The organism is Dactylosporangium sp. NPDC051484 (assembly GCF_040689395.1).
Lineage (GTDB): Bacteria > Actinomycetota > Actinomycetes > Mycobacteriales > Micromonosporaceae > Dactylosporangium.
The window spans coordinates 175,293-198,879 of record NZ_JBFAZX010000012.1 but is presented as its reverse complement, the minus strand read 5'-3'; the positions used below and the strand labels follow the sequence as shown (position 1 = coordinate 198,879).

Below are 23,587 nucleotides of genomic sequence, written 5' to 3'. Positions count from 1 at the left end.
CAACTGAGACAGCATGTATCACTTGGAGGACGCGTGGACGGAATCGAAGCGGCGGGCGTCAGTCCGTCGAGGCGAAAGCAACGGCTGACCCTCGTCGCGGTGTCGCTGGGTGTGGTGATGGTCAGTCTGGACGGAACCGTCGTCCACATCGCCAACCCGACGATCGCCCGCGACCTCGGCTCGTCGATGACCGGTCTGCAGTGGGTGACCAACGGGTACCTTCTGGCGCTGGCGGTGACACTGATCGTCGGCGGCAAGCTCGGCGACAGGTTCGGCCGGCGCAGGCTCTTCGTGATCGGAGTCGCCGGTTTCGCGCTCGCGTCCCTCGGGTGCGCGCTGTCACCGTCGACCCCGGCATTGGTCGCCTTCCGGGTGCTGCAGGGACTTGCCGGAGCAGCGCTGGTACCGAACACTCTCGCGATCCTGCGCTCGACGTTCCCGGCGGCCGAGTTGAACCGTGCCATCGGGATGTGGGGGGCCGCATCGGCGGCCGCGGCTGCCGCCGGACCGATCATCGGCGGGCTGTTGGTGGAGTACCTGTCCTGGCCGGCGATCTTCGTGTTGAACGTCCCGATCGGGCTGGCCGCCGGCGCGCTGGCGGTCCGGTGGGCCGAGGAGAGTCGCGCCGCGGACCGCGCCGAACGATTCGACATCGTCGGTGCCGGCGTGCTGGCCGGGGCGTTGTTCGTCCTGGTGTGGGCGTTGACCAGCGCGTCCGGCCGCGCATGGTGGTACTGGGCCGCGGGTGTGGCCGCGGCGCTGGTACTGCTCGCGGGGTTTGTGATGCGGCAGCGCCGTTTCCCCGCGCCGATCCTTCCGCTGTCGCTGTTTCGCTCCCGCGCCTTGTCGGTGGGTGTCGTCCTGCTCGTGACCGGCAACGTCGCGCTGTACGGCGTGCTGTTCTCCATCGGCCTGTACATGCAGAACGTCAACGGCCGCACACCGCTGGAGACCGGTGTCCGCCTGTTGCCGCTGATGGCGACGTTCATGGTCGGCTCTCCGCTGGGCGGGCGCCTGACCGAGCGGCTGGGTTCGCGCTGGCCACTGGCTCTGGGAATGGCGCTGCTCGCGGCGAGCTTCTTCGGGCTGCTCGGCCTGTCCGCGGACTCCCCCTACAGCCGGCAGTGGCCATGGCTGATCCTGCTGGGCCTCGGCATGGGAATGGTCGTGGTCGCCGGGACCGAGGCCGTCGTCGGGACGGCTCCCGTGGAGCACAGCGGAGTCGCGGGCGGCCTGCAGACCACCGCGAATCAACTCGGCGGCGTGCTCGGCACCACGGTGTTCGGGACGGTGATCGCCACGATCGTCGCGCGAACGCTGCCAGTGGCACTGCACCGCGCCGACGTCCCCGACGTGATCGCGGAACAGGTCATCATCCACAAGGGCCTGGCCGAGCAGGGCATCGCTCCGCTCGGCGCGCAGCTGAACCTTGCCGCGCAGGTGAACGATCCGACCGCTGCGGCGATCACCCGTGCGACCGAAAGCGCGTTCATGTCCGGCATGCACACGGTCATGTGGATCGGCGCCGGCATCGCGCTGCTCAGTGCGCTCCTGGCACTGCTGATCCCGGCGCGCCGCCGCGGACGCGCCGGGGCGTAGCGAGCAAGCGGACGAGACCCGCGGCGACCACACCGATGGCGCTGGGCGCGGCCCGGCCGGCACCCCCGGCTGATCAGATCGAACAGCGGCTCAACGCCCACCGGGGCGGCTCGCCCCATCCCCTGTGCGGCGCTGGGCCTTGATGGTCTTGAGGGTTCGGTCAAACACGGTCAGGGCCAGCACGACGATGCCGACGCCGGCCAGGATTCCGGCGACCAGGTGCAGGCCGGAGTCGGTGACGTGGTGGCGGAAGACGATACCGGTGATGGTCGCCGAGGCGATGGAGCCGAGATGGTTGAAGGTCCGGGCCAGCCCGGCGGCGATGCCGACCTGCTCCGCGGGTGCCTGGATGTAGAGGGCGGTCTGGTTGCCCGCGGAGGTCGTGCCCAGCATGATCGCGAACAGCGACGTGACGGCGACGAGGGCCGCGACCGGAGTTCCCGAGGTGAACAGTGCGAGGACGACCGAGGCCACGACCATGCTCACGGCGCCGATGACCAGTGGGCCGCGCACGAGGTTGCGGGCCGAGATCGGCCACGACACGATCGCGGCGAGGATGCCCATGGGCAGCAGCACGAGACCGGCCACCTGGGCGGACAGGCCGTGGGCGGCCTGCATCCACTGGGTGACGCCGTAGAGGACGGTGTAGAACGCCATCATCGTGAGTGCGCCGCGCAGGTAGGTGCGGGTCAGCGCCAGGTTCGACACGAGCAGCCGGATGTCGATGAACGGCGCGGGCGCCCGTAGTTCCCACAGCACGAGCGCGACACCGAGTACGACGGCGATCCCGAGGGGGATCCAGTCCGGGTCCGGCAGGGACAGCAGGAAGACCAGAAGGGCGCTCATGGTTCCGCCGAACAGTGCGATGCCGGTGATATCGATGCGGCTGACGATCTCCCGCGGCGCACTGCGTCGCAGCGGTTCGTCCTTGGGTATCCACATCATCGTCAACAGCAGCGCGACGATGGCGATCGGGATGTTGACGAGGAAGGCGGAGCGCCAGCCGAACGCGGCAACGAGCACGCCGCCGATGGGCGGGCCGACCGCGACCGTGACGGTACCGGCGACGGTCAGGCCGCCGAGCACGCCGCCGGGCGGCTCGCCCAGGCCAGCCCAGATCGCGCGGCGGCGAATGATCACCATCGCCGCCGGATAGCCGGCCGAGGTGCCGATCCCGATCAGGACCCGGGCGACGGTCAGCGTTGTCATGTCCTGCCCGACCCCGCCGACGATGCCGCCCACGAGCACCAGCACGATGCCGGCGAGGAAGACTCGGCGCGGGCCGAGTTGCTCGGCGAGTTTGCCGGCGGTGGGCTGGGCGACCGCGCTGGCCAGGTAGAGCGCCGATATCAGAACCGCGGTCCGGCCGACCGACACACCCATGGCGTGCGCGATGGGCACCAGCGCGGTCGCGATCAGTGAGCTGTTGACCGGGTTGAGTGACGAGCTCATGAACAGCGGGGTCACGAACCGCCACGAGAACGCCGCGCGCCGCCGACCGGTGCCGGATCCGCTCGCGATGCCGGCCTCATCGTGCGTGCGGGTTTCCGTCGCTTCTGACGCTGTCATCGGCGCCCTGTTCTGCCTGTCACCACCAAAGGCTAGCAATAAGACAGGCTACCTGTACAGATTAACTGCACAGATAGCCTGTCTATAGCTGTCGACCGGATAGAGTGCTCATTCATGACGGCACCGCTTCCCCGCGACGTTGCTCGCCAGCTTCCGCACGCGATGGTCCGGCTGCGAGCCCGGCTGCGCACCGAGTCCGCGCCCAGCGACATGCGCTGGACGTGGTCGCAGATCGCCACGCTCAGTCGCATCGACCAGGAAGGGCCCACGACGGTCAGCGCCCTCGCCGCGGCCGAGCACGTTCGGCCGCAGTCGATGGCCGAGACCGTAGCCGCCCTGAGCCGGGAAGGATGCGTCGACCGCGAGCCGGATCCCACAGACGGACGCAAGACGCTCATCTCGATCACCGCCCCGGGTCGCAGACTCATCTCGAGCATTCCCGCCGTTCGCGAAGCCTGGCTCGAGGAGGCCATCGAACGGCACCTCTCCCCCGCCGAACGCCGGACGCTGGCGAAGGCGGCGCAGATCATGGAACGTCTCGCCGACAGCTGAACGCTCGCCCCTCGCCGCGACGACGTGCTGGCGCGGCTTGCGGACCGCGGGCTGTGGGCTGCGGCAAACCACGCGCTTTACAGGGCCGGTGTCGTCCAGATCGGGAACCAGCGGCCGAGGTCCGGCTCGACGGGAAGCTCGCCGTGCAGATGCGCACGGGTCTGCAGCTCGAGGGCGTTGTCGCGGGTCTGCGCCCCGGAGGGTGCGAACGGATAGAACGTGCCGCGTTTGAACAGGTAGACCAGGCCGAGCCGGCGGGTGTCGGCGGCGCCGACGAACCCGATGATCGTGCACAGCAGGCTCGGCCCGTAACCGGCGTCGGCGAGGGTGCTGTTCACCGCGTGCAGGTCGGTGACGAGGCCGGCCAGATCGCCGCTCTCGTGCCGGCTGGCGATCCAGGCGTAGCCGTACTCGTCCTGGCTGACGGCCACATGCGTCGCGCGGTCCGCGGCGAGCAGCGAGAGCGCGTCCGTCTGGGCCTGCGTGGCGGCCTGGCCCTCGGCCGGTTTGAAGCAGACCGCGCCCACGCCGGTGGGGACCAGGTCCAGGGCCGCCTGCAGGGTGGTGGCCGCGGCCGGTACCGCGAACAGGGCGTCGAGGTTTGGTTGGACCGGCCGCGTGCGCCCCAGCAACGCGTCGAGGAATCTCATGCGCTCGGTGCCGCCTCTCCGAGTTCGGCCGAGATCTCGGCCAGCTGGTCCAGGCGCTGCCGCAGGCTCGGATGCGTGGACAGCAGGGTCGACAGGCTCGGCCGCGCCCCGATCGCGGGGGTGAAGAAGAACGCGTTGAACGCCTGCGCGGTGCGCAGGTCGCGGGTGGGGATGCGGGCGATCTCGCCGGTCACCTTCGTCAGCGCCGAGGCGAGCGCGGAGGGACGGCCGGTCAGCGTCGCGCCGGCGCGGTCCGCGGCCAGCTCCCGATAGCGCGACAGGGCCCGGATCAGCAGGAAGCTCAGCGTGTACACCACCGCGGAGACGAGCATGGTCATGATGACCAGCAGATACGTCTGGTCGCCGTCGCGGCGGCGTCCGCCGAACAGCTGCGAGTAGAACATGAAGCGGGTGAGCATGCCGGCCAGGACGCCGAGGAACGAGGCGATCGTCATGACCACCACGTCGCGGTGTGCGATGTGGGACAGCTCGTGGGCGAGCACCCCTTCCAGCTCGTCGGTGTCGAGGCGGCGCAGCAGGCCGGTGGTCACGCACACCACCGCGCGCTCGGTGTTGCGACCCGTGGCGAACGCATTGGGCAGATCGGTGCCGGCGACAGCGACGCGCGGCTTGGGCATGTCGGCGGCGGCGCACAGCCGGTCGATGATCCCGTGCAGACGGGGCTGCTGCCGCGGGTCGACGACCTGAGCGCGCATGGCCACCAGAGCGATCCGGTCGGAACACCAGTACTGCACGGCCAGCACGCCACCCGCTATGAGCACGATCGCGACCCACGACTTCAGCAGCGCGACCAGCACGGCGACGAACGCCACGTACACCAGCCCGAGCAGGAACACGGTCAACGCCATGCGCGCGGTCAGCTGGCGGTCGGGGCGGAACCGGGTACGCATCGCCGGCTCCTCAGCCCGGAATGAGGCCCTCGTCGCCCAGCAGCGCGGCCACATCCGCCAGAGCGCTGTCGGGCGCGGGCAGGACCAGGTTGGAGACGGTCAGCACGTCGTCAGGCACGGCGGTGCCGCGCTCACGGACGACGGCGAGCAGATCGCTCAGCCGGGCGCGGAACGCGTTCGGGTCGCCGGCGTCGACGGCCGCCTGCACCGAAGCGTCGAGCACGTTGAGCTCGCTCAGCGCGGACTCCGGCACGTCGTACTGACGTTCCCCGAGGATCCTGATGATCATCGCTGGGCCTCCTCGTCCGGCTGCCCCCCGCTCACCGCGCGAGGTTCTGGACGGCCGCCGATGGCCGACGCCGACCGGCCGGCCTTGAGCGCCATGAGTTCACGGTCGACCCCCTGGTCACCGTGTGCCGCGTCGAGCGCGGCCTGCAGGTCGTCGCGGCCGGCGGTCGTCGCGGTGGCGTCCTGCAACGCGCCTGAGGCGAGCAGTTCGTCGATCGCGCCCGCACGGGCCTGCATCTGCGCGGTCTTGTCCTCGGCGCGCTGGACGGCCAGACCGACGTCGCCCATCTCCTCGGAGATGCCCGAGACCGCCTCACCCACGCGGGTCTGCGCCTCGGCCGCGGTGTAGGTGGCCTTGATGGTCTCCTTGCGGGTCCGGAACGCCTCGACCCGAGCCTGCAGCCGGGTGGCGGCGGTGGTGAGCTTGGCCTCCTCGGCGATCAGTGCGTCCCGCTGGGCGGTGATGTCACCCATCTGAGCGGTGACGGCGGCCCGGCGCGTCAGCGCCTCGCGGGCGAGGTCGTCACGGCCGAGGTCGACGGCCTGCGCGGCCTGGTCCCGCAGCCGGTCGCCGGCCTGCCGCAACTGGGTGAGTTGCAGGTCGAGGCGCTTGCGGCTGGTGGCCACGTCGGCCACGCCGCGGCGGACCTTCGTCAGCATCTCCAGCTGGCGTTCGTAGGAGTAGTCGAGCACTTCGCGTGGGTCTTCGGCCCGGTCGAGGGCCTTGTTGGCCTTGATCCGAAAGAGATTGGCCAGGCGGCGCGCGATACTCACGACAACTGTCCTTCCTCTCGGTGTCGTCCGGCTTGACGGCACGAGCAGGGTTGGAAGCCCATCTCCAATCTTGCTTCGGCGATGGCACTGGCGCACCGGCACGCCTTGCAGAGATCAGCCCGCCGGAGAAGAGCCGCGGAGTTTAGCCGAAACTCGGCGTCGTGTCCCGGCCTGTCGAAATCCGCGAAAGGCTCGCGAACCACGTTGTACGGTCATGACCGGCCGGGCCGCGCGCTTGGCAGGCGCAGCTGAGCCCTCTGAAGCGGAAGCGGGTGTGGTAGTGCTCAGAGGCTTCAAGAACTTCCTCATGCGCGGCGACGTGATCGTCGTCGCCGTGGGTCTGGTGACCGCACTGGCGTTCTCCACGCTGATCAAGGCATTTACGGACTTCATCATCAACCCGATCATCGCCCGGGCCCAGGGAGGCACGTCGGTCGGGCTCGGCTGGCAGCTCGGCGGGCCGGGGAACCATGCGACCTACCTCGACATCGGGCAGTTCATCTCGGCTCTGATCTACTTCATCATCTTCATGGCCGTCGTCTACTTCCTGATCGTCGTGCCCTACAAGCGCGTCCAGGCCCGGCGAGGTGTCACCGTCTTCGGTGCGCCCACCCCGGCCAAGACCTGTCCCGCGTGCCTCTCCGACGACCTGCCCGCGGCAGCCAGGAAGTGCCGCTACTGCGGCACCGATCAGCCTCCCACCGATTCGCCCCCCGCCCAGTCCGGGTGAACCGAGGCGGGGCGGTCAGTCCCCTCGCGCGAGGGGGCGCAGCAGGGCGTTGAGCCGGGCGGCGGTCTGGTCGTCCAGTTGTCCGTCGTCGCGCAGCTCGTTGACCTGCTTCTGCAGTTCCTGGGCCGTCTTGCGCACCTTGCCGCGGCCACCCTGGCGCAGGTCGCTGAGCTTGTCGCGCAGTGTTTCCGCGGTATCGGAGTCGATGCTGCCGGCGGCAAGGCCGTCGGCGACCACGGCGTCGAACTGCTCCGCGATGCTCTGCGCGGTGGTGGGGGCCGGGGTCGGGGACGCCGGCGCGGAGGTAGGCGCCGGCGAGGCCGTCTGGCTCTGGGGCGGCGGGCCCGACTGGACCGGCTGCGCCGTCTCGCCCGCGGGACGGGACGCCAGCATCGCGACCACGACCACGAGGGCGAAGCTGAGCGCCACCACCGCGCCGACCAGCCCGGCCAGCAGGGGTCGTGGCATGCGTCGCACGGCTGGGGCGCCCGGTTCGACACTGAGCGCCGCCATGTCGTGCTCGATCATCGTGGGCGGGTGTGGCAGCGGCGCCGAGCCGACGGCGTAGCCAGTGCGCGGGGTGGAGCGCGGGGTGGCCGGCGGGTCGCCCGCGACGGTCGGCAGCGCGGGCGTGACCGGCGGCGGCAGACCGGCGGCCGAGGCCAGCTCCCGCGCGACCTCCTCGGCGGTGGGCCGCTGCGCCGGATCGGGCGACACGCAGGCCAGGCACAGCCGCCGCACCTGGTGCGGCAGCCCGTCGACATCCGGGGGCAGCACCGGCGGCCCGGCCCGGTGTGCGGACGCCGCCTCCGCCCAGCTGTTCACCGCGACGGGCCGGTGCCCGGTCAGCGCCTCGCAGAGCACCACACCCAGGGCGTAGACGTCGCTCTCGGGCGAGGCCACGCCCGGCTGGAGCCGCTCCGGTGCCGCATACGCCGGGGTGCCGACCAGCCGGCCTCCATCGGCGGCCGGTTCGCCTCCGCCCAGCGCGGCGATGCCGAAGTCGAGGATCTTGGCGCCGGCGTGGGTCAGCATCACGTTGCCGGGCTTGACATCGCGGTGTACCACACCGATGCGGTGCGCGGCGGCCAGCGCCGAGGCGACCTGAGCGACCACGGTGGTCGCCTGCCGCCACGGCAGCGCTCCGCGCCGCAGCCGCTCGGCGAGGCTCTGCCCTTCGACCAGCTCCATCACCAGGTATCCGGCCACGACGCCGCCGGGCAGCGTCATCTCGCCGTAGTCGTACACCTGGGTCACGTGCGGGTGGGCCAGGCGGGCCGAGGCGCGCGCCTCCGTCCAGGTCGCGGCGCGCAGCAGCGGGTCCATGGCCAGCGCGGTGGTGAGCACCTTCACCGCCACCTGGCGGCCCAGGACCACGTCATCGGCCCGCCAGACCTCCGACATGCCGCCCGCCCCGATCCGCTCGCGCAGCGCGAACCGGTCGTGGATGCGCGTCCCTGGGGCCAACGCGGAGGTGGGCACGGCCCTGCCCGACCCATCCGACCATGACCCCGGGGACACCGGGCGCCTCACCGGCCGGATGCGGACTCGACGACGACGGCGGCGATCGCCTTGCGGTGCCGGGGAATCGTCGTGAGGGCGTCCATGGGTCGTGAGCCTGCCTCGTCGTGTCGGCCTGCCCGCCGGGCGAGGCGTGGAGCCGTTGGAACGGCTTGCTTCGGGTGCGGGTCCGACGGCTGACCAACCTTCGGACGAACCTACGGACCAACCCTGAACGAGGGTACCGTCACGACGCCGTGTTACAGCGCGAACACGACGCAGGCGAGCAGTGACGCGCAGTAGGCGATTTCCACGAGGCCGACCCGTTTCGGGGTCCACCCGCGGCCGGGCAGCAGCGCCGCCCGCAGCAGCAGCACCGCGAACAGCACGCCGGCCCAGGGGCTCAGCCACGCGGCGACGGCCAGGGCCAGGACGTGGTAACCGATCGACCAGCGCCGGTAGGCGGCGTTGCCGCGCTCGCGGATCATGGTTTTGACGTAGAAGACGGTACCGGTGAAATAGGCCAGGCACAGCAGGAACGCCTCGATGGCCTGGGCTGGCGCCCGGCCGGCGACGGCGGCCACGACCAGCACGATCAGGCAGCTCTGCGCGACCGAAGCGAGGTCGTTGAGCGTGCTGCGTTCGCGGCGGCGGGCCGCGTACCAGGCGTTGAGGCCGAACAGCACGGCGTAGGCGGGCGCGTACCACAGCACCGCCGGGCGGGCGGCCACGACGAGGGCGGCGAGCGGCACGGCGATGCCGCCGTACAGCCACAACTGTGCCCGGTAGCGGCGCGGCCGGCGGGACTTGATCGCCTGGAACACGTAGTAGGACAGCAGGTATCCGGCGAGCCAGGCCCCGAGCAGGGGCAGGTCGGGCCAGCGGTACCCGGCGGCGAGCAACCCGGCGAGGTAGGGCACGGTGAGCATCGCCCACGCGCCGTGCTGCGGCGGCAGGAACCTGCGCCGGCGGCCCGCGGCGGCGTCGCGGGCCGGCCTGTCCCGCCAGACCGGGCCGGCCGTGATCGTCGCCGGGGTAGCCGTTTCGCCCATGGTGACCTCCTGGCTTCCTACTCGGTGCCCCGGATGGCGTGCCGGGTGTTCACCGATCCGGCCGCTCGCCGGTGCGCACGCGGATCACGCAGGCGCCGGGCACCGCGAACGGCTCCAGTTCGGTGTCCACGCCGGAGGCGCCCAGCGCGCCGAGCGCACCACCGATGACGCCGTGGTGCACCCCGCACACCACGTCCGGGTTGGCCAGGGCGAGGTCCAGGAACGGGCAGGATCGCAGGTGTACCACCGCGGCGCCCGGGGCCGGCCGGTCGACGACCTCAGGGGTGAAGCCGAGCCCGTCCAGGACTCGCACCAGTCCGTCCACGGGGGCGGTCCGCGCCGCGTCCTCGGCCCGGCCGGGCGTGAGGGGTGCGGCGAGGGCCCGGCCCCAGTCACGGCCGGCGCGCACCCCGGCGGCGTGCGGATCGTCGGCGTCTCGGGCGAGGTGCCCGATCAGCGCGGCGGCCAGATCCCGATACGGCCGGGCCGAGGGCGACTGCGCTTCCCCGGCGTCGGGCTGCGCGGCGGCCTGGTAGCGCCAGGCGGGCCGGCCCGGGGAGCCGTCGCCACGGCGGTGGCGGGTCAGCAGCCCGGACTCGACGAGCTGGTCCAGGTGGGCGCGCACGGTGCTGGGGTGCAGCCCGGTCGCGTCGACGACCTCCGCGGCCGTCATGCCCTCGCCCGCGCGGCGGACCAGGTCCAGCATCCGGACCCGGCTGACCGCCGACAACGCCCGATGCCGGGCAGTGTCGGGTACCCCGCTGGATGGCCCATGCCCCACTATTTTCACGAGAGATAACGTTACAACCGCTATCGCCACTGAAACTAGGAAGCGGACGAGTGGGCCCACAGCTCGGCCATGTCCCGCACGTACGTCTCGTAGCGCCGCGGCGGGCGGCCGAGCAGCCGGGTGGTCGCCTCGACCTGGCGGGCCGACGTCGGCATGCCGCGCTTGGCGAGGAACGCGTACGAGCGCTGGAAGTCGGCGAGCTTCGGCCCGCTCAGGCTACGGGCGAGCGCGTCCGGCCAGTCCGGGCGGTCTCCCTCGTAGCACACCGGCCGGCCGAGGACCTCGCTCCAGACCCGCGCCGCCCGGGCGCCGCTGATCGACTCCGGGCCGACCAGCGCGTACGAGCCGGACGGGAACGCCGGGTCGGTCATCGCCCGGGCCACCACCTCGCCGACGTCACGCAGGTCGACCCGGTTCACGCCCGCGCTGTTGGCCGGCAGGCCGTAGCGGCCCGCCAGGATGTCGGCGCGGATCAGCTCGTCGTTCTGGTAGTAGTTCGTCACCCCGAACACCACCGGCCTGGCCTTCGCCCGGCTGATGCGGTGCCCGATGCGCAGCTTTCCTCGGTAGTGCGGCAGGCCGAGGCCGATCAGCGCCCGCAGGAACCAGCGCACCACGACGTTGTACCCACTGACGTGGACGCCGGCGAAGACCAGCCGCACGCCGAGCCGCTCGCAGGCGGCCACGAACGTGGCGGCCATCGCCTCCTCGTCTGGATCGTGCGGCGATACGTACAGCGCGGCCGTGGCGCCCGCCAGCGCGGCCTCAACGGACGCCGCGTCCCGCAGGTCAGCCACGACCGGCTCGGCGCCCGGGGGCAGCAGCCGGGCCCGTTCGGGGCCGCGCACAAGCGCCCGCACGTCGGCGCCGCGGGCCAGCAGCGCCGCCGTCACCTCCCGGCCGATGTTTCCCGTCGCGCCAGTGACCAGTACCGTCATCTTCTCTTCCTGTCTTCTGTGGCGCCGTCAGGCGCCGTGGACGTGGTGGGAGGGCGCCCGGTAGCCCTCGTAGGCGAGGTGCACGACCATGCCCTTGGCCGCGTGCTTGAGGTTGTGGCAGTGGTTCATCCAGACGCCCGGGTTGTCGGCCCGAAGCGCGACCTCCCACACCTCGCCCGGCCGCACATCGAAGGTGTCCATCCACAGTGGACTTCCGGTGAAGGGCCTGCCGTTGTACCGCAGTGCCAGCACGTGATGGCCGTGCAGGTGCATCGGATGCGTGTCCCGGCTGCGGTTGACGACCGTCAGGTGGACGAGGTCCCCGGTGCGCACCGTCTGCGTCGGGACGTTCGGGTAGGCGCGCCCGTTGACGGTGAACGCGTACTTCGGCAGACCATCCACCATGGACACCCCGCGGTCGAGCACCAACGTGAACCGCTTGTCGAACCGGCTGTCCGGCCCGAACGGGGTCGCCGCGGGCGCGCCGTAGCTGGTCTGGTCCAGCGTCGGCCAGGCCTCGGTGTCGACCGGCGCCGGTGCCGGTGCGTCCGCGGCGGGTGCGAGCCGGACTGTGGCGCGGCCGCCGTCCACCAGCAGCGTCACCGGCGCCGGGCCGGCCGTCACCAGCAGGTCGGCGCGGGCGCCGGCGGGCAGCCGCAGCGCCACCCGCTCCAGGACGCCGGGCTCGTTGAGGTCGGTGCCGTCGACGGCCGCCAGCCGGAACGGCGCGCCGGTCAGCGCGAGCCGGTGCGGGCCATCGTCGGTGTTGACCACGCGCAGCCGGACCGGCGTGCCCGGCGCCACCACGTGCGTGGTGGGCTGGTCGCGGTCACCGACGGCGAGGGCGATGCCGAACGTGTGCAGCGGCAACGTGAGATCGGCCCCGGCGCCGGCCTTGGCATCGGGCGGGCGGACGACGAGCGTGCCATACAGGCCCAGCCGGACGGCGCGGTCGGACGCCTCGTGGGTGTGATACCAGTACGTGCCCACTTGGTCGGCGCGGAAGCGGTACTCGAACGCCTCGCCCGGGCGTACCGCGTCCTGGGTCATCCCGGCGACCCCGTCCTCGCCGACCGGCACGTCGTAGCCGTGCCAGTGCAGCGTGACCCCAGCGGCGATGTCGGCGTTGCGCAGCGTCACCACGACGAGGTCGCCCTGCGTCACCTCGAGGGCCGGCCCCGGCGCCCGTCCGTCGAACGTCCACGCCTGGAAGCGTTGCCCCGAGGAGAGGGTGATGGTGGCGGTACGGGCGGTGAGCGTGAACCGGCGGACCGGGGTGCCGGACGCCGCCGCGGCCGCCGGATCCGGGCCGCGCAGAGAGGTCACCGCCACCCCGCGCCCGTCCTCCGTCGCCGCGGACACGGGCGCCGGGACGGCGACGGCCACGCCCAGGACCACCGGCGCCAGCGCGAACAGCCAGGCGAACGGCGCCCGCCGGGAGCGGTGCCCCACGGCCCGCCAGGTGACCATCCCGGCGAGCGCGACCGCACCGGCCGCGACCAGCCCGGTAGCCCAGCCGGCCGGATACCCGGCGAGCAGGGTCAGGACGGGCCCGACGGCCGCGGCGTAGCCGGCGACGGCCAGCGCCACGGGCGTCAACCGCCGGGACGCGACCGTCACGGCGCCGGCCGCCGCGGCGGTGAGCACGGCAAGCGGCAGCGCCACCGCCACCTTCTCCTGGACGAACCACCAACCGGCCCGGGCGATCGCCGCCACGAGGCCGAACCTCGCGAGCATGGCCAGAACAGCGACCGCGGCCAGCAGCGCGGCCGCGCGGTGCCGCCGGGCCGCGGCGCACCACGCCGCGCCGAGCCAGGCCACCGCCGACAGGGTCGCGACGAGCACCTCCACGTCGATGAGCCGGGCGGTCACACCGTCACCCCGCTCGACTCGGCCGGCGCCGTGGCGGCGGGCGGACGGGAACCAGACTCGACCGCCGTCAGCGTCACCACCTTGGTGGCGTGCGCGGTCTCGGCGGATGCCGCCCGCACGAACCGGCGGGCCCGCACCACGCCGAGCAGGGCGACGGACACGACGGCGAGGCCGTTGAGGGCGTGGAGGCCGAGGATCCACTGGGCACCCGGGGTGCTCTGCTCCATGGTCATCTCGGTCACCAGGTGGACCACCACGAAGATCAGGATCTGCACGACCACCAGGCCGAACGGGGCGGCCGCGAGACCGATCAGCCGGCCCGGCGCCCGGGCGAGCGCGGCGACAACGGTGGTCAGTAGTGAGGCGAGGGGGATCACGATCATGCCATTGACGGAGTGCATCTCGAAGGACGCGTGATCGCGCGGGATGGAGAACGCGCCGAACGCGGCGAAATAGAACTGGGCCAGCACCGCGAGCAGCACCACGCCGCTCATGCCCAGATAAACCTTGCGCACCACCGTGCTCCTGTCTGAAGAGGTACCGATTGCGGTGCCGTCACACTGCGACCGGGCCCTGGAAGGACGCTTGGCCCCAGAACGCAGCCGCGCCCCCAGCCGGCTCCCATTCCGCGCCAAGCGTGGGCGCGCAGGGTGCGGGCATGACTCGTCGTGCCAACTCACCGACCACCGGCCAGATCAACCTGCCCGGCCAGGCGGCCGCACCCGACGGCCCCAACGACCTGACCGGCATGTTCGTCATGCATTGGGCGTTTCGCCGGGATCTGGACCAGTTCGCCGCCGCGGCGATCCACACGCCGGTCGAGGACCGGGCCGTGTGGCGCGCGCTGGCCCGCCGCTGGAGCCTGTTCCGCCACGTCCTGCACGACCACCACACGGGCGAGGACGAGGGGCTGTGGCCGGCCCTGCGCTCCTTGGCCGACGCGGCGGGCGCGGCCGTGCTCGACGCCATGGCGGCCGAGCACCACGACATCGATCCGCTGCTCGCCTCGGTCGCCGAGGGACTGGACCGGATGGCGGCCACGCCCGACCCGGACGCGCGGGCGGCGCTGGAGGTGCGCGTGGTGGCGGCCCGGGAACGGCTCGGCCGGCACCTGGCCCATGAGGAGCGCGACGCGCTGGCCCTGATTCAGCGGCACCTCCCGCCCGCCGAGTGGGAGCGGATCTCCAAGGTGTACTTCGAGCAGGCCAAGACCCCGCGCGAGATCGCCGCGCTCGTCGCGTGGTTGCTGCACGACATGCCGGAGCCGGCCACCGCACGCCTGCTCAGCGGGGCGGCCCCGGTGCGCGTGCTGTGGCGGCTGGCGCTGCGCCGGCCGTTCGCGCGCCGGGAGCGCCGTGCGTTCCGCTACGCCGGCTGAGCCGCCGCCCGCCCGTCAGAAGCCACCGTCGGTCCGGAGCTCGGCCAGCCATCGCGCCATCTCGGGCACGTCCCACGCGGCGGCGAGCCCGGCCGCGTCGTCGGCGTGGCGGGCGGCCAGGTCCCGCTCGCCGGCCGCCGCCGCGGCCAGCGCGAGGTATGCGTCGACGGGCCCGAGCGCGCCGCCGGACCCCGCCGTGGCGGGCCGGCCCGCGTGCGGTGCCAGCAGCTCGTACACCTGGGCGGCGAACCGGGGCCGCCGCGCCGCGTAGGCGGCGTGCGCGCCGATGGCCAGGTCGAACGTGGCCGCCCAGGACGTGCTGTCCGGCACCCATCCGTCGCGGTCCAGCACTGCCGCGACCGCGTCGTGCTCGCCGCTGCGAAGGAGGGTCAGCAGGTAGACGGTGATGGCCATCGCCGGCGCCGCGTCGTATATCGCGCGGGCGATCGGCAGGAACTCGCCCGCCCGCCCCTGCCACATCTTCGCGAAGAGCGACGAGACGACGAACAACTCCTGGGCGGGCAGCGCGGTGCTCACGGACAGGGCGGCCGACTCCGCGAGCAGCTCCTCGACCTCGGCGTGACGGCCCTGCATGGCCCGCCACGGCAGCTCCATGCCGTTCAGGACCACCAGCGGGTACAGCAGCCGCAGCCGCTGCGCACCGGCCCGGGCCTCGGCGACGTCGCGCCACATCGCCTCGACACGGCCCGTCTCGTGCCCGGCGATCGCCCGGAACGTGAGCAGGTGCGTGCGGACGGCGTCGCCACCGGCCGGTCCCTCGGTCAACCGCAGCGCCTCGTCGATCCGGCTCCACCGCTGCTCGGCGTTGGCCGTCTGCCAGGTGGCGACGAAGGCGGTCGCCGCCGCCCAGGCCAGCAGCCGCGGATCGCCGATCCGCCGGGCCATGGCCAGCCCTTCCTCGGCCAGGGCGTCACGTTCCCGCGGCGCGTCGGCGTAGTGCAGCTCGCCCCCGAGCGTCAGCATCGCCCGGCAGCGCAGGTCGCTGTCCCCGGCGGGCAGCTCCCGCAGCGCCCGGCGCAGCGCGGCGACCGCGGGCGCGTGGACGACGGTCCGGTCCCGGATGGTCCACACCGAACCGTCCGCGGAGCGGACCGCGGCGTTGGCGAGCCGTTGCACGTCGCCGAGCTCCTCGGCCGCACGGCAGGCCAGGTCCAGCGCGTCGAGCTGCGTGACGCGGTCACCGATCCATTGGCCCGCCTCGGCGTGGGCCATCAGCAGGTCGTAGCGCTCAACGGCGGTGCAGGACCGGTCCTGTGCCTGCGCCGCCCGGGCCGCCGCGAGCAGCGCGGCGGCCTCCTCGTAGCCGTGGACGGCGCGCGCCCGGGCGGCCGCCCGGGCGGCGGTGCGCCACGCGGCCCCGGCGTGGGCGGGCCCGGCGGCGAGCCAGTGCCGGGCCGCCTCGGAGAGCCGCTCGTCGCCCTCGTCACGCAGCACCGCCGCGACGTCGCCGTGGCGGCGGGCCCGGCGGGCCGCGCTCTGCGCCTGGTACACGACGTCGCGGACCAGCGCGTGCGCGAACCGGAACCGGCCCGGCGCCGTCTCCTCCTCCAGCACCACCCCGGCCGCGAGGGCCGGGTCGAGGTCGTCGAGCACCGAGTCGGCGTCGTGGCCGGCAACCGCCGCGAGGAGATCGAGATCGTACTGCCGGCCGATCACCGCCGCGGCCCGCAGCAGGTGCTGGGTCGGATCGGGCAGGCGGGCCACCCGCCGGGCCACGACGTCGGTGACCGCCGCCGGGATGTCGGCGCCGCCGCGCAGGCGCAGCAGCTCGACGAGGAAGAACGGATTGCCGTCGGTGCGCTCCCGCAGCGACGTCGCCAGCTGGGCCGGCGCGGCCTCACCCGTCACCGCCCGGGCCAGCTCGGCGACGCCACCGGGTGACAGGCCCGGCAGATCGAGACGCAGCGCGTGGCGCCGGCCGAGCGCGGCGACGACGTCGGCCAGCACGCCGACCGGCTCGGGGTGGGCCCGCCGGGTCGCGACGAGCAGCACGGGCGCGCCGGTGAGATGGTCGGCGAGGTGGTGCAGCAGCCGCAGCGAGGACAGGTCGGCCCAGTGCAGGTCGTCGAGCACGACGAGCAGCGGACGGCGCTCGGCCGCGGCGGCGAGCAGCCGGGCGAAGGCGTCGCAGATGCGGAACCGCTCCGCGTCGGCCGAGGACCCGCCGGCCGCCGCCGGCACTGCCGCGGCCCAGTCCCGGCCGGCTCCGGCGGGCAGCAGCCCCGCGAGCCGGTCCGCGTCGGCGCCGGCCAGCTCGCGCAGCACGCCGTCGCCGAGCACGCCGGACAGGTCGCGCAGCGCGCTCGCCCAGGGCCAGAACGGCGGCGCGCCCTCGTCCTCGGAGCAGCGCCCCACGAGCACGGCGAAGCCGTCGTCGGCGGCGCGCCGGGCGAGCTCCGCCACGAGCCGGGACTTGCCGATGCCCGGCTCACCGACGAGCAACGCCAGTTCGGTGCGGCCCGCGCGGACCGGGCCGAGCAGCTCGAGCAGCGCGGCCAGTTCGGCGTCCCGGTCGACGAGCGGCCAGGTGCGCGGGTCACCAGCGACGGCGCCAGCCGGCCCCGCCCCCTCGTCCGCGGACGGCGCGGGTGGCGGCGGTTCGGCGGGCGCCGCGGGTGCCGGCGAGCCGGACGGCCGGGCCGGGGCGGGTGCGGGCCGGACCCCGCTGATTGCCGCCGGGTCCTGCTTGAGGACCGCGAGCTCCACGGCCCGCAGCACCGGTCCCGGGTCCACGCCCAGCTGCTCTCCGAGCGTGTGCCGGATCGTCCGCAGCGACGTCAGTGCCTCGGCCTGCCGGCCCGCACGGGCCTGGGCGAGCGCGCGCAGCGCCCACAGCCGCTCCCGCAGCGGGTACCGCTGCGCGCGCCCCGTCAGCTCCGCGGCGACGGTCGCGTGCTCGCCGAGCTCCATTCGGATCAGGGCGAGGTCCTCGGTAGCGACCAGCCGCAACTCGGCCAGCCGGGCGCGCTCGGCGACCGCGGCGTCGGCCTCCTCGAGCTCCTGGAACGGCGTGCCGCGCCAGAGCAGCAGCGCCTCCCCCAGCCGCTGCGCCATGGCCGCCAGCTCCGCGGGGGCGACGCCCGCCGGTACCGCCGGAAGCCCCGAGGCGTCGGCGAGCGCGAGCCGCCGGTGCACGGCGTCGATGGCCGCGGCGAAGCGGGTCGCGTCCACGTCCTCGTCGCTCAGGCGCAGCGCATACCCCGGCGGCACGGTCACGAGCACCGACGCGCGCTCGCGCGCCGCCCGCCGGGGCTCGACGACGCGGCGCAGGCCGGAGACGTACCCGTGCAACGAGCTCAGCGGCGACGGCGGCGGGTCGTCGCCCCAGACGAGGTCCACCAGCGCGTCGACGGCGACCGCGCGCGGCCGGTGCAACACCAAGGCGGCGAGGATGGCACGCTGCTTCGGCGTGCCGGCGTCGACCGGAACACCGTCATCGAGGACCTCGACCGGGCCCAGCACCGCCACGCGCATCCGTCGAGGATACGGGCGTGGCCGGTCCCGTCCGGTCGGCATTGCGACCGATTGACACCGCAACATCGGCGCGGCAACGGTGCCGTCGTACCGAGGACATCGATCACACCTGCGGCGGCTACGGTAGGGGCTGGCTGCCGCGGTACCACCGGAAACGAGAGGCGAGCGGAAGACGTGATGATCGTCATCGACGCCGGGTCGGCTGTGCCGCCGTACGAGCAGCTACGGGCGCACTTCGCACGGCGGATTCAGGACCGCGGCCTCGCCGTGGGCACGCGCCTGCCCACGATTCGCAGCCTGGCGGCCGAACTCGGGCTGGCGGTCAACACGGTCGCCCGGGCGTATCGGGAGCTGGAGGACGCGGGGCTGATCGAGACCCGCGGGCGGGCTGGGTCGTTCGTGTCGGCCGCCGGTGAGCAGGCGCGGGAGCGGGTCCGGCGCGCGGCGGCGCAATACGCGGCCGTCGCCGCCGCGGCTGGGGTCGAGCCGGCCGAGGCGATCCGGATCGTCGAGGCCGCGATGGGCGTCGACCGGGGCTGAGCCGGCGACGGCCGCAGCGGTGCGCCCGGTCTCGCAGTCCCCGCCCGGTCCGGTCGATCAGCGCGACGCCTCACGAGCCGGACCGGGTGCGGTGGCCATCCGGGTCAGGCGGCGATCGCCATCGCCGGGAGCATGAGCTTCATCTGGGTCGCGGCGGCGTCCGGCTCGGTCGAGTTGAACATGAACGCGAGCAGCACGTCGTTGCCGACCCAGGCACAGACGGCCAGCTGGACGCCCGCGTCGCTCTCGGCCTTCTGACACTGGGCCTTGCCACCCAGCTTGCCGGGGTCGACGTTCACCGGGTCGCCGCCGGTGGCGCCGAGCTCCTTGAACGCGCCCTTGAAGAACTCGTCGAGCTGCTTCTGCGGGCCGCCCACGCTGAAGATCGACCCGGTGCCGCCCCACACCACGGCGTTGCGCGCCGGCTTGGCGGTGTCCTGGTACTGCGCGGCGAACGGGTTCTTGATGCCGGCGTCCGACATCTGCGTGCTCAACGCCTTCGCCTGATCCTGGTTGGCCTGCTTCTTCCAGGTGCTGATCGTCGCCGGCGCGGTGAGCTGCACCTTCGGGCCACTCCCGGTGGTGGCGCCGGTGCTCTTGGACGCGCTGGCGCGCGGCGTCGGGGCGGTCGAGGCAGAGGCCGAGGTCGGGGCGGTCGAGGCCGCGGCCTCGGGTTCGGGGTCGGAGCTGCCGTACACCCAGGCCGCGATGCCAATGCCGCCGCAGAGCACCAGGGCGAGCGCGCCGAACACCAGGCCCAGCACGAGGCCGGTGCGCTTCTTCGGCGGCTCGGGGGCGGCGCCGGACCAGGCCGGGTAGTCCGGCTGCGGCTGGCCGTAGGCGGGCTGGCCGTAAGCGGGCTGGGGTTGACCGTAGGCCGGCTGACCATACCCGCCGCCGCCCGATGCCGGCATGGCCGACGTCGGCTGCCCATAGTTGGGCTGGCCGTAGCCGGGGTCGTTGCCGAACGCGGGCTGACCGAAACCCTGGTCGCCGCCGAAGCCCGGCTGGCCGTAGCCCGGGTCGTTGCCGTAGCTCGGCTGGCCGTATCCGGGGTCGTTGCCATAGGACGGCTGGCCGTATGCGGGCGGCTGCTGTCCGTACGACGGCGGTTGACCATATGGTGAAGGCTGCTGGCCGTAAGCGGGTGGCTGCTGGCCGTAAGGGTCCTGTGGGGGTTGTGGTGCGTACGGGTCAGACATGAGAGCTCCTCGGCACACGGAAGACCCGGGGCAGCATAGTCCCTTATCGTTCGGCGTGTTGTCTGGTACTTGGCGCGATCCGCGTCACTCTCGATCGCCGAGCGGGGCGGTGACCGCCGGGACGTCCTGATCCGTTGCCATATAGGGCGTATGCGGATGCTTTCGCTGATATTGTCGCCCGGTGTTGACGGGTACGGCCGGTCCCGGCGACGCGACCGCACCCGCCGGGGGCAGGATCGTCGCGCAGCGGGGCGGCGACGAGGTGCCGAAGGCCAACGAGGATTCCAACAGCATCGCCGAGGACAGCGACACAGCCGCCGGGCAGCGACCCCGTCGCCGGGCAGACCTGCTCGCGCTCGGCAGCTACCTGCTGGGCGCGTTGTTCGTCGTGTCGCCGCTGCTGGCGCACTACGGGCATCGGGTGCCGATCCAGCCCGGCGACCGGGCCCAGTCGGAGCTGTTCCTCGGGTGGGCCGCGCGCGCCGTCGCCCACGGCCAGGACCCGCTGGTCATCCCGCAGCTCAACGCCCCGTTCGGGGTCAACGGCATGGGCAACACCACGGTGCTGGCCCTGGGTATCCCCATGTCGCCGATCACGCTGCTGTTCGGCGCGCAGGTCAGCTTCGACGTGCTGATCGTGCTGGGCCTCGCCGGCTCGGCGGCGGCGTGGTACTGGCTGCTGTCCCGGCACGTGGTGACCAGCCGGACCGCGGCCTGGGTCGGCGGCCTGATCGGCGGGTTCGCCCCCGCCGTCGCCTCGCACGCGCCGTACCACCCGAATCTCGTCGCGCAGTTCCTGGTACCGCCGCTGATCTGGCGCTGCCTCAAGCTCCTGGAGCCGGGGCGCGCGGTGCGCGACGGCCTGCCGCTCGCGGCGCTCGTGGTGCTCCAGGTCTTCATCAACGAGGAGACGCTGTTCCTCGTCGCCCTGGCGGTGGGGCTGTTCCTGCTGCTCCTGGCGGTGCAGCGACGCGACCGGGGGCGCGCCGCGCTCAGGCCCCTGGCCGCCGGGCTCGGGGTCACCGCGGGCGCGTCGCTCGTCGTGCTGGCCTATCCGCTGTACTGGCAGTTCCTCGGCCCGGGCAGTTACCGCGGCGGCGAGCCGCACATGACCACGTTCCGCATGGACGTGCTCGGTCTGGCCTCGTACGGCGGCAACAGCATGGCCGAGCGTCTGCGCACGCTCGGGGCGCCCGGGCCGCCGCTGAACGCCGAGGAGCACGGGTACCTCGGCTGGGCCCTGTTCCTGCTGATCGTCGCGCTTGTCGTGTGGCAATGGCACGACGTGCGGATCCGCTGCATGGCTCTCACCGGAGCGTGCTTCGCCGTGCTCGCCTGGGGCACGCCGCTGCGCTCGCGGGGCGAGGTCACCGGCATCCCCGGGCCCTACGCGCTGCTGCAGAAGCTGCCGCTGTTCGACACGGTACTGCCGACGCGCCTCGGCGAGGCCACCAACTGGGCGGTCGTGCCCATCGTCGCGCTCGGCCTGCAGCGGCTCATCGACCTGCCCGGCGTGCCGGCGCGCACCCGGCGGGTGCTACTGGTCGGCGTGTTCGCCGCGGTCCTGCTGCCGGCCGCGCCGATGCCGATCACGGTCGACCCGCGCCCGCCGGTGCCGTCGTTCATCTCCTCGGGCGCGTGGCGCCCCTACGTCGGCCCGGGCCAGACGGTGGTGGTGGTGCCGCTGCCGCAGTGGGACTTCGAGACCGGCATGTTCTGGGCCGCGTCGACCAACGCCGAGCTGCCGCTGTCGCACGGGTACTTCCTCGGCCCGGCCGACGGCGTCAGGGGCCGCCACGCGTTCGTGGGCCCGGTGCGGCGCCCGACGGACAAGCTCTTCAGCGCCGCCATGTACGAGCACACCGCGCCGGCGGTGACCGACGCCGACCGCGCGCGGGCGCGCGATGACGTGCGGTACTGGCACGCGGCCCTGGTCCTGGCGCCCGACGACCCGCGGTGGGCCGCCGAGCGCGAGACCGTGACCGCGCTGTTCGGGCCGGGACGGCAGACGGGCGGCCTGTGGCTGTGGGACGTGCGCAAGCCGTCCTGACCGGTCAGCCCATGACCCGGGCGCCGAAGGACATCGCCACCGAGAGCAGGGCGCGGGCCGTTCTCGCGCGGCGGAGATCCGCGGCGGTGAGGGCCCGCCAGTCGGTCGGCAGCGAGCGCAGCTGGGCGACCGTCATCGGCAGGGCGGCCAGGCTCAGCCTCGTCAGGTCGGCGGCGTGCGGGCCAGCGGCGCGCGCCGTCAGGCTGCGCACGAACCACATCCACCGCCACACCCACTCCTCGCGCGGCCAGGCGGCGGCGTCCGCGGCGCGATCCAGCAGCCAGATCTCCAGGCCGGCCCACTCGGCGGCGCGCTGCCACTCCTGGAAGCGCAGCGCCGGCAGGGGGTGCAGCAGGGCGACCCACCAGTCGGCTGCCTCGGCACTGTCCGGCACGCGGTCGGAGAGCCACTCGGCGCGCTCGGTCCTCGTGAGCGGCAGGAGGTACCGAAGGCTCTCGCACACCGCCCGCCAGCGGGCCTCCGGCAGGGCCGGCGACTCGGGGACCGGCCACATGGGGGCCGCTATCGCCACCGCCACCCCGTCCTCGGCGGTCAGGGTGGAGCCGCTCAGCGGGGCCCGCAGCATGACGTCGGTGGCGCCGTGCCGCGACGGCGGGAGCTGGAGCAGGCTCTGGCCCACCCGGCGCAGCTCCTCGTGCAGGTCCCCGAGGCGGACCCGGGCGGCCAGGCGGTCCGCGCGCACCACCAGGAAACGGCCCTGCCACGGCTCGTCCGGGCCCAGGCGGTCGTAGTGGCACTCGACCGGGCCGAAGTCGCGGTACATGCCGTCGCTGGAGGCGTGCTCGCTGTACTCGGGGCCGAGGGCCGAGGCCAGGGCGTGCAGCGGCGCGTCCGCGCCCATGCCGTGCACCCGGGCGGTGGCCAGCGCCTCCACGCACAGTTCCAGCGGATCGGGGGCGCTCATCGCGGCGCCGGCCCGGGCGCGGCGGCGATCAGGGCGATGGCGGCCGCGATGTCGGCGGCCACGGCGTCCGGGCCCGGTTGCGCGGGGTCCCAGGCGCGGGCGCGGCTGAGCCAGATCGTGCGCAGCCCGGCGGATCGGCCGCCCGCGATGTCTCGTACGGGGCAGTCGCCGACCATCCAGGCGTCCCCGGTGAGCCGCTCGCCGCACCGCTCGGCGGCCGTCGTGAACATGCGCGGGTCGGGCTTGGCCGCGCCGACCTCTTCGGAGACCGCGACCGCGTCGACGTGCGCGACGAGGCCCGTGTGGCGCAGCTTCGCGTGCTGCTGCGCGGTCGCGCCATTGGTGGCCACGGCCACCCGCCAGCCGGCGGAGCGCAGATCGTCGAGCAGGCCCGGCAGCCGCGGGTCGGGCTCGATGCTCGCCACCAGCTCCGCCCGCAGGGCCTCGACCGTCAGGTGTACGCCGTGACGCTCGCGGATCGCGTCCAGCAGCCGCGCGCGGGGCGTGTAGCCGTCGCCGTCGGCCAGCTCCAGCCAGGCGATCTCGGCCGGGGGCAGTCCGCGCTCGGCGACGTAGGCCACCGCCCAGCGCCGAAACGCCGCCGCCCGGTCGATGAGCGTGTTGTCGAGATCGAAGATCGCCAGCGCCACGCCGCTGATCGTACGCACCGGCGCAAGCGTCCGCCTGGTTCTCGTGACTCCCCGACCGGCGGCGCTCTCAGCTGCCACGTCGCGCCGAGCCGGCCGCCGCACAACGCGACATTTCCGGCACA

The 23,587-nt window shown here is 73.5% G+C and carries 21 protein-coding genes; 6 read left to right on the top strand and 15 right to left on the bottom strand.

The genetic code is table 11. The annotated features are described in order from the left end of the window. Positions 1 to 33: 33 nt before the first annotated feature. On the top strand, positions 34 to 1,599 hold the full coding sequence (locus AB0367_RS21675; protein WP_366228162.1) for an MFS transporter: 1,566 nt from the start codon (positions 34 to 36) through the stop codon (positions 1,597 to 1,599). A 90-nt stretch (positions 1,600 to 1,689) separates the two neighbouring features. Here the strand turns inward: AB0367_RS21675 and AB0367_RS21670 are convergent, their stop codons facing one another. Continuing rightward, the gene (locus AB0367_RS21670) at positions 1,690 to 3,168 is read right to left on the bottom strand and encodes an MFS transporter (protein WP_366228161.1); all 1,479 of its coding nucleotides are present in this window, start codon (positions 3,166 to 3,168) and stop codon (positions 1,690 to 1,692) included. A gap of 114 nt (positions 3,169 to 3,282) precedes the next feature. Here AB0367_RS21670 and AB0367_RS21665 point away from each other — a divergent pair, with 114 nt between their 5' ends. Further along, positions 3,283 to 3,720 carry a MarR family transcriptional regulator gene (locus tag AB0367_RS21665; protein ID WP_366228160.1) on the top strand — a complete coding sequence of 146 codons (438 nt, stop codon included), beginning with the start codon at positions 3,283 to 3,285 and terminating at the stop codon, positions 3,718 to 3,720. Positions 3,721 to 3,797: 77 nt separating this feature from the next. On the opposite strand, the gene AB0367_RS21660 is transcribed toward AB0367_RS21665, so the two are convergent. From AB0367_RS21660 to AB0367_RS21645, 4 genes are read right to left on the bottom strand one after another with little or no spacing between them, the layout of a single operon-like run. Beyond that, entirely contained in the window at positions 3,798 to 4,370 is a 573-nt protein-coding gene (locus AB0367_RS21660) for a hypothetical protein (protein ID WP_366228159.1), read from the bottom strand. Further along, entirely contained in the window at positions 4,367 to 5,281 is a 915-nt protein-coding gene (htpX, locus tag AB0367_RS21655; protein WP_366228158.1) for a zinc metalloprotease HtpX, read from the bottom strand. Before htpX ends, AB0367_RS21660 begins: the two co-directional genes overlap by 4 nt. 10 nt (positions 5,282 to 5,291) lie before the next feature. Next, positions 5,292 to 5,570, bottom strand: coding sequence for a hypothetical protein (locus AB0367_RS21650; protein ID WP_366228157.1), 279 nt, complete (start codon positions 5,568 to 5,570; stop codon positions 5,292 to 5,294). Next, positions 5,567 to 6,343, bottom strand: a complete 777-nt coding sequence (locus AB0367_RS21645) for a PspA/IM30 family protein (RefSeq protein WP_366228156.1) — start codon at positions 6,341 to 6,343, stop codon at positions 5,567 to 5,569. The genes AB0367_RS21650 and AB0367_RS21645 overlap by 4 nt, the downstream gene beginning before the upstream one ends. Before the next feature lie 214 nt (positions 6,344 to 6,557). Between AB0367_RS21645 and AB0367_RS21640 the strand changes: the two genes are divergently transcribed. Beyond that, positions 6,558 to 7,073, top strand: a complete 516-nt coding sequence (locus tag AB0367_RS21640; protein WP_366228155.1) for an MscL family protein — start codon at positions 6,558 to 6,560, stop codon at positions 7,071 to 7,073. Between the two features lie 15 nt (positions 7,074 to 7,088). On the opposite strand, the gene AB0367_RS21635 is transcribed toward AB0367_RS21640, so the two are convergent. From AB0367_RS21635 to AB0367_RS21610, 6 genes are all read right to left on the bottom strand, one after another. Then, positions 7,089 to 8,555: a protein kinase gene (locus AB0367_RS21635; RefSeq protein WP_366228154.1), complete on the bottom strand. Its 1,467-nt coding sequence runs from the start codon at positions 8,553 to 8,555 to the stop codon at positions 7,089 to 7,091. 278 nt (positions 8,556 to 8,833) lie between these two features. Next, positions 8,834 to 9,625 (bottom strand): YwiC-like family protein, encoded by a 792-nt coding sequence (locus tag AB0367_RS21630; RefSeq protein ID WP_366228152.1) that lies wholly within the window; start codon positions 9,623 to 9,625, stop codon positions 8,834 to 8,836. Between the two features lie 49 nt (positions 9,626 to 9,674). Further along, positions 9,675 to 10,331, bottom strand: a complete 657-nt coding sequence (locus AB0367_RS21625) for a helix-turn-helix domain-containing protein (RefSeq protein WP_366228187.1) — start codon at positions 10,329 to 10,331, stop codon at positions 9,675 to 9,677. A gap of 119 nt (positions 10,332 to 10,450) precedes the next feature. Beyond that, the gene (locus AB0367_RS21620; RefSeq protein ID WP_366228151.1) at positions 10,451 to 11,353 is read right to left on the bottom strand and encodes an NmrA family NAD(P)-binding protein; all 903 of its coding nucleotides are present in this window, start codon (positions 11,351 to 11,353) and stop codon (positions 10,451 to 10,453) included. Between the two features lie 27 nt (positions 11,354 to 11,380). After that, positions 11,381 to 13,225 (bottom strand): multicopper oxidase family protein, encoded by a 1,845-nt coding sequence (locus AB0367_RS21615; protein WP_366228150.1) that lies wholly within the window; start codon positions 13,223 to 13,225, stop codon positions 11,381 to 11,383. Continuing rightward, complete coding sequence (locus AB0367_RS21610) at positions 13,222 to 13,740, bottom strand: DUF6220 domain-containing protein (RefSeq protein ID WP_366228149.1); 519 nt, start codon at positions 13,738 to 13,740, stop codon at positions 13,222 to 13,224. Before AB0367_RS21610 ends, AB0367_RS21615 begins: the two co-directional genes overlap by 4 nt. A gap of 143 nt (positions 13,741 to 13,883) precedes the next feature. Between AB0367_RS21610 and AB0367_RS21605 the strand changes: the two genes are divergently transcribed. After that, positions 13,884 to 14,603 carry a hemerythrin domain-containing protein gene (locus AB0367_RS21605; protein ID WP_366228148.1) on the top strand — a complete coding sequence of 240 codons (720 nt, stop codon included), beginning with the start codon at positions 13,884 to 13,886 and terminating at the stop codon, positions 14,601 to 14,603. 15 nt (positions 14,604 to 14,618) lie between these two features. Here AB0367_RS21605 and AB0367_RS21600 read toward each other — a convergent pair whose 3' ends face one another. Continuing rightward, complete coding sequence (locus AB0367_RS21600) at positions 14,619 to 18,098, bottom strand: AAA family ATPase (protein WP_366228147.1); 3,480 nt, start codon at positions 18,096 to 18,098, stop codon at positions 14,619 to 14,621. A gap of 177 nt (positions 18,099 to 18,275) precedes the next feature. Between AB0367_RS21600 and AB0367_RS21595 the strand changes: the two genes are divergently transcribed. Further along, positions 18,276 to 18,638: a GntR family transcriptional regulator gene (locus AB0367_RS21595; protein ID WP_366228146.1), complete on the top strand. Its 363-nt coding sequence runs from the start codon at positions 18,276 to 18,278 to the stop codon at positions 18,636 to 18,638. A gap of 104 nt (positions 18,639 to 18,742) precedes the next feature. Here AB0367_RS21595 and AB0367_RS21590 read toward each other — a convergent pair whose 3' ends face one another. Next, entirely contained in the window at positions 18,743 to 19,840 is a 1,098-nt protein-coding gene (locus AB0367_RS21590) for a hypothetical protein (RefSeq protein WP_366228144.1), read from the bottom strand. Between the two features lie 181 nt (positions 19,841 to 20,021). Between AB0367_RS21590 and AB0367_RS21585 the strand changes: the two genes are divergently transcribed. Beyond that, complete coding sequence (locus AB0367_RS21585; protein ID WP_366228143.1) at positions 20,022 to 21,890, top strand: hypothetical protein; 1,869 nt, start codon at positions 20,022 to 20,024, stop codon at positions 21,888 to 21,890. A 4-nt stretch (positions 21,891 to 21,894) separates the two neighbouring features. Here the strand turns inward: AB0367_RS21585 and AB0367_RS21580 are convergent, their stop codons facing one another. Together AB0367_RS21580 and AB0367_RS21575 are read right to left on the bottom strand one after the other, a co-directional pair. Beyond that, positions 21,895 to 22,815 carry a hypothetical protein gene (locus AB0367_RS21580; RefSeq protein ID WP_366228142.1) on the bottom strand — a complete coding sequence of 307 codons (921 nt, stop codon included), beginning with the start codon at positions 22,813 to 22,815 and terminating at the stop codon, positions 21,895 to 21,897. Then, entirely contained in the window at positions 22,812 to 23,483 is a 672-nt protein-coding gene (locus AB0367_RS21575; RefSeq protein WP_366228141.1) for an HAD family hydrolase, read from the bottom strand. The genes AB0367_RS21580 and AB0367_RS21575 overlap by 4 nt, the downstream gene beginning before the upstream one ends. Between the last annotated feature and the right edge of the window lie 104 nt (positions 23,484 to 23,587).

Bases quoted from the DNA above. Each gene is read 5' to 3' on its own strand.
- AB0367_RS21650 (WP_366228157.1), bottom strand. From the start codon at position 5,570: ATGATCATCAGGATCCTCGGGGAACGTCAGTACGACGTGCCGGAGTCC.
- htpX (WP_366228158.1), bottom strand. From the start codon at position 5,281: ATGCGTACCCGGTTCCGCCCCGACCGCCAGCTGACCGCGCGCATGGCG.
- AB0367_RS21630 (WP_366228152.1), bottom strand. From the start codon at position 9,625: ATGGGCGAAACGGCTACCCCGGCGACGATCACGGCCGGCCCGGTCTGG.
- AB0367_RS21580 (WP_366228142.1), bottom strand. From the start codon at position 22,815: ATGAGCGCCCCCGATCCGCTGGAACTGTGCGTGGAGGCGCTGGCCACC.
- AB0367_RS21620 (WP_366228151.1), bottom strand. From the start codon at position 11,353: ATGACGGTACTGGTCACTGGCGCGACGGGAAACATCGGCCGGGAGGTG.
- AB0367_RS21590 (WP_366228144.1), bottom strand. From the start codon at position 19,840: ATGTCTGACCCGTACGCACCACAACCCCCACAGGACCCTTACGGCCAG.
- AB0367_RS21605 (WP_366228148.1), top strand. From the start codon at position 13,884: ATGACTCGTCGTGCCAACTCACCGACCACCGGCCAGATCAACCTGCCC.
- AB0367_RS21670 (WP_366228161.1), bottom strand. From the start codon at position 3,168: ATGACAGCGTCAGAAGCGACGGAAACCCGCACGCACGATGAGGCCGGC.
- AB0367_RS21665 (WP_366228160.1), top strand. From the start codon at position 3,283: ATGACGGCACCGCTTCCCCGCGACGTTGCTCGCCAGCTTCCGCACGCG.
- AB0367_RS21595 (WP_366228146.1), top strand. From the start codon at position 18,276: ATGATCGTCATCGACGCCGGGTCGGCTGTGCCGCCGTACGAGCAGCTA.
- AB0367_RS21625 (WP_366228187.1), bottom strand. From the start codon at position 10,331: ATGCTGGACCTGGTCCGCCGCGCGGGCGAGGGCATGACGGCCGCGGAG.
- AB0367_RS21660 (WP_366228159.1), bottom strand. From the start codon at position 4,370: ATGAGATTCCTCGACGCGTTGCTGGGGCGCACGCGGCCGGTCCAACCA.
- AB0367_RS21640 (WP_366228155.1), top strand. From the start codon at position 6,558: ATGACCGGCCGGGCCGCGCGCTTGGCAGGCGCAGCTGAGCCCTCTGAA.
- AB0367_RS21600 (WP_366228147.1), bottom strand. From the start codon at position 18,098: ATGCGCGTGGCGGTGCTGGGCCCGGTCGAGGTCCTCGATGACGGTGTT.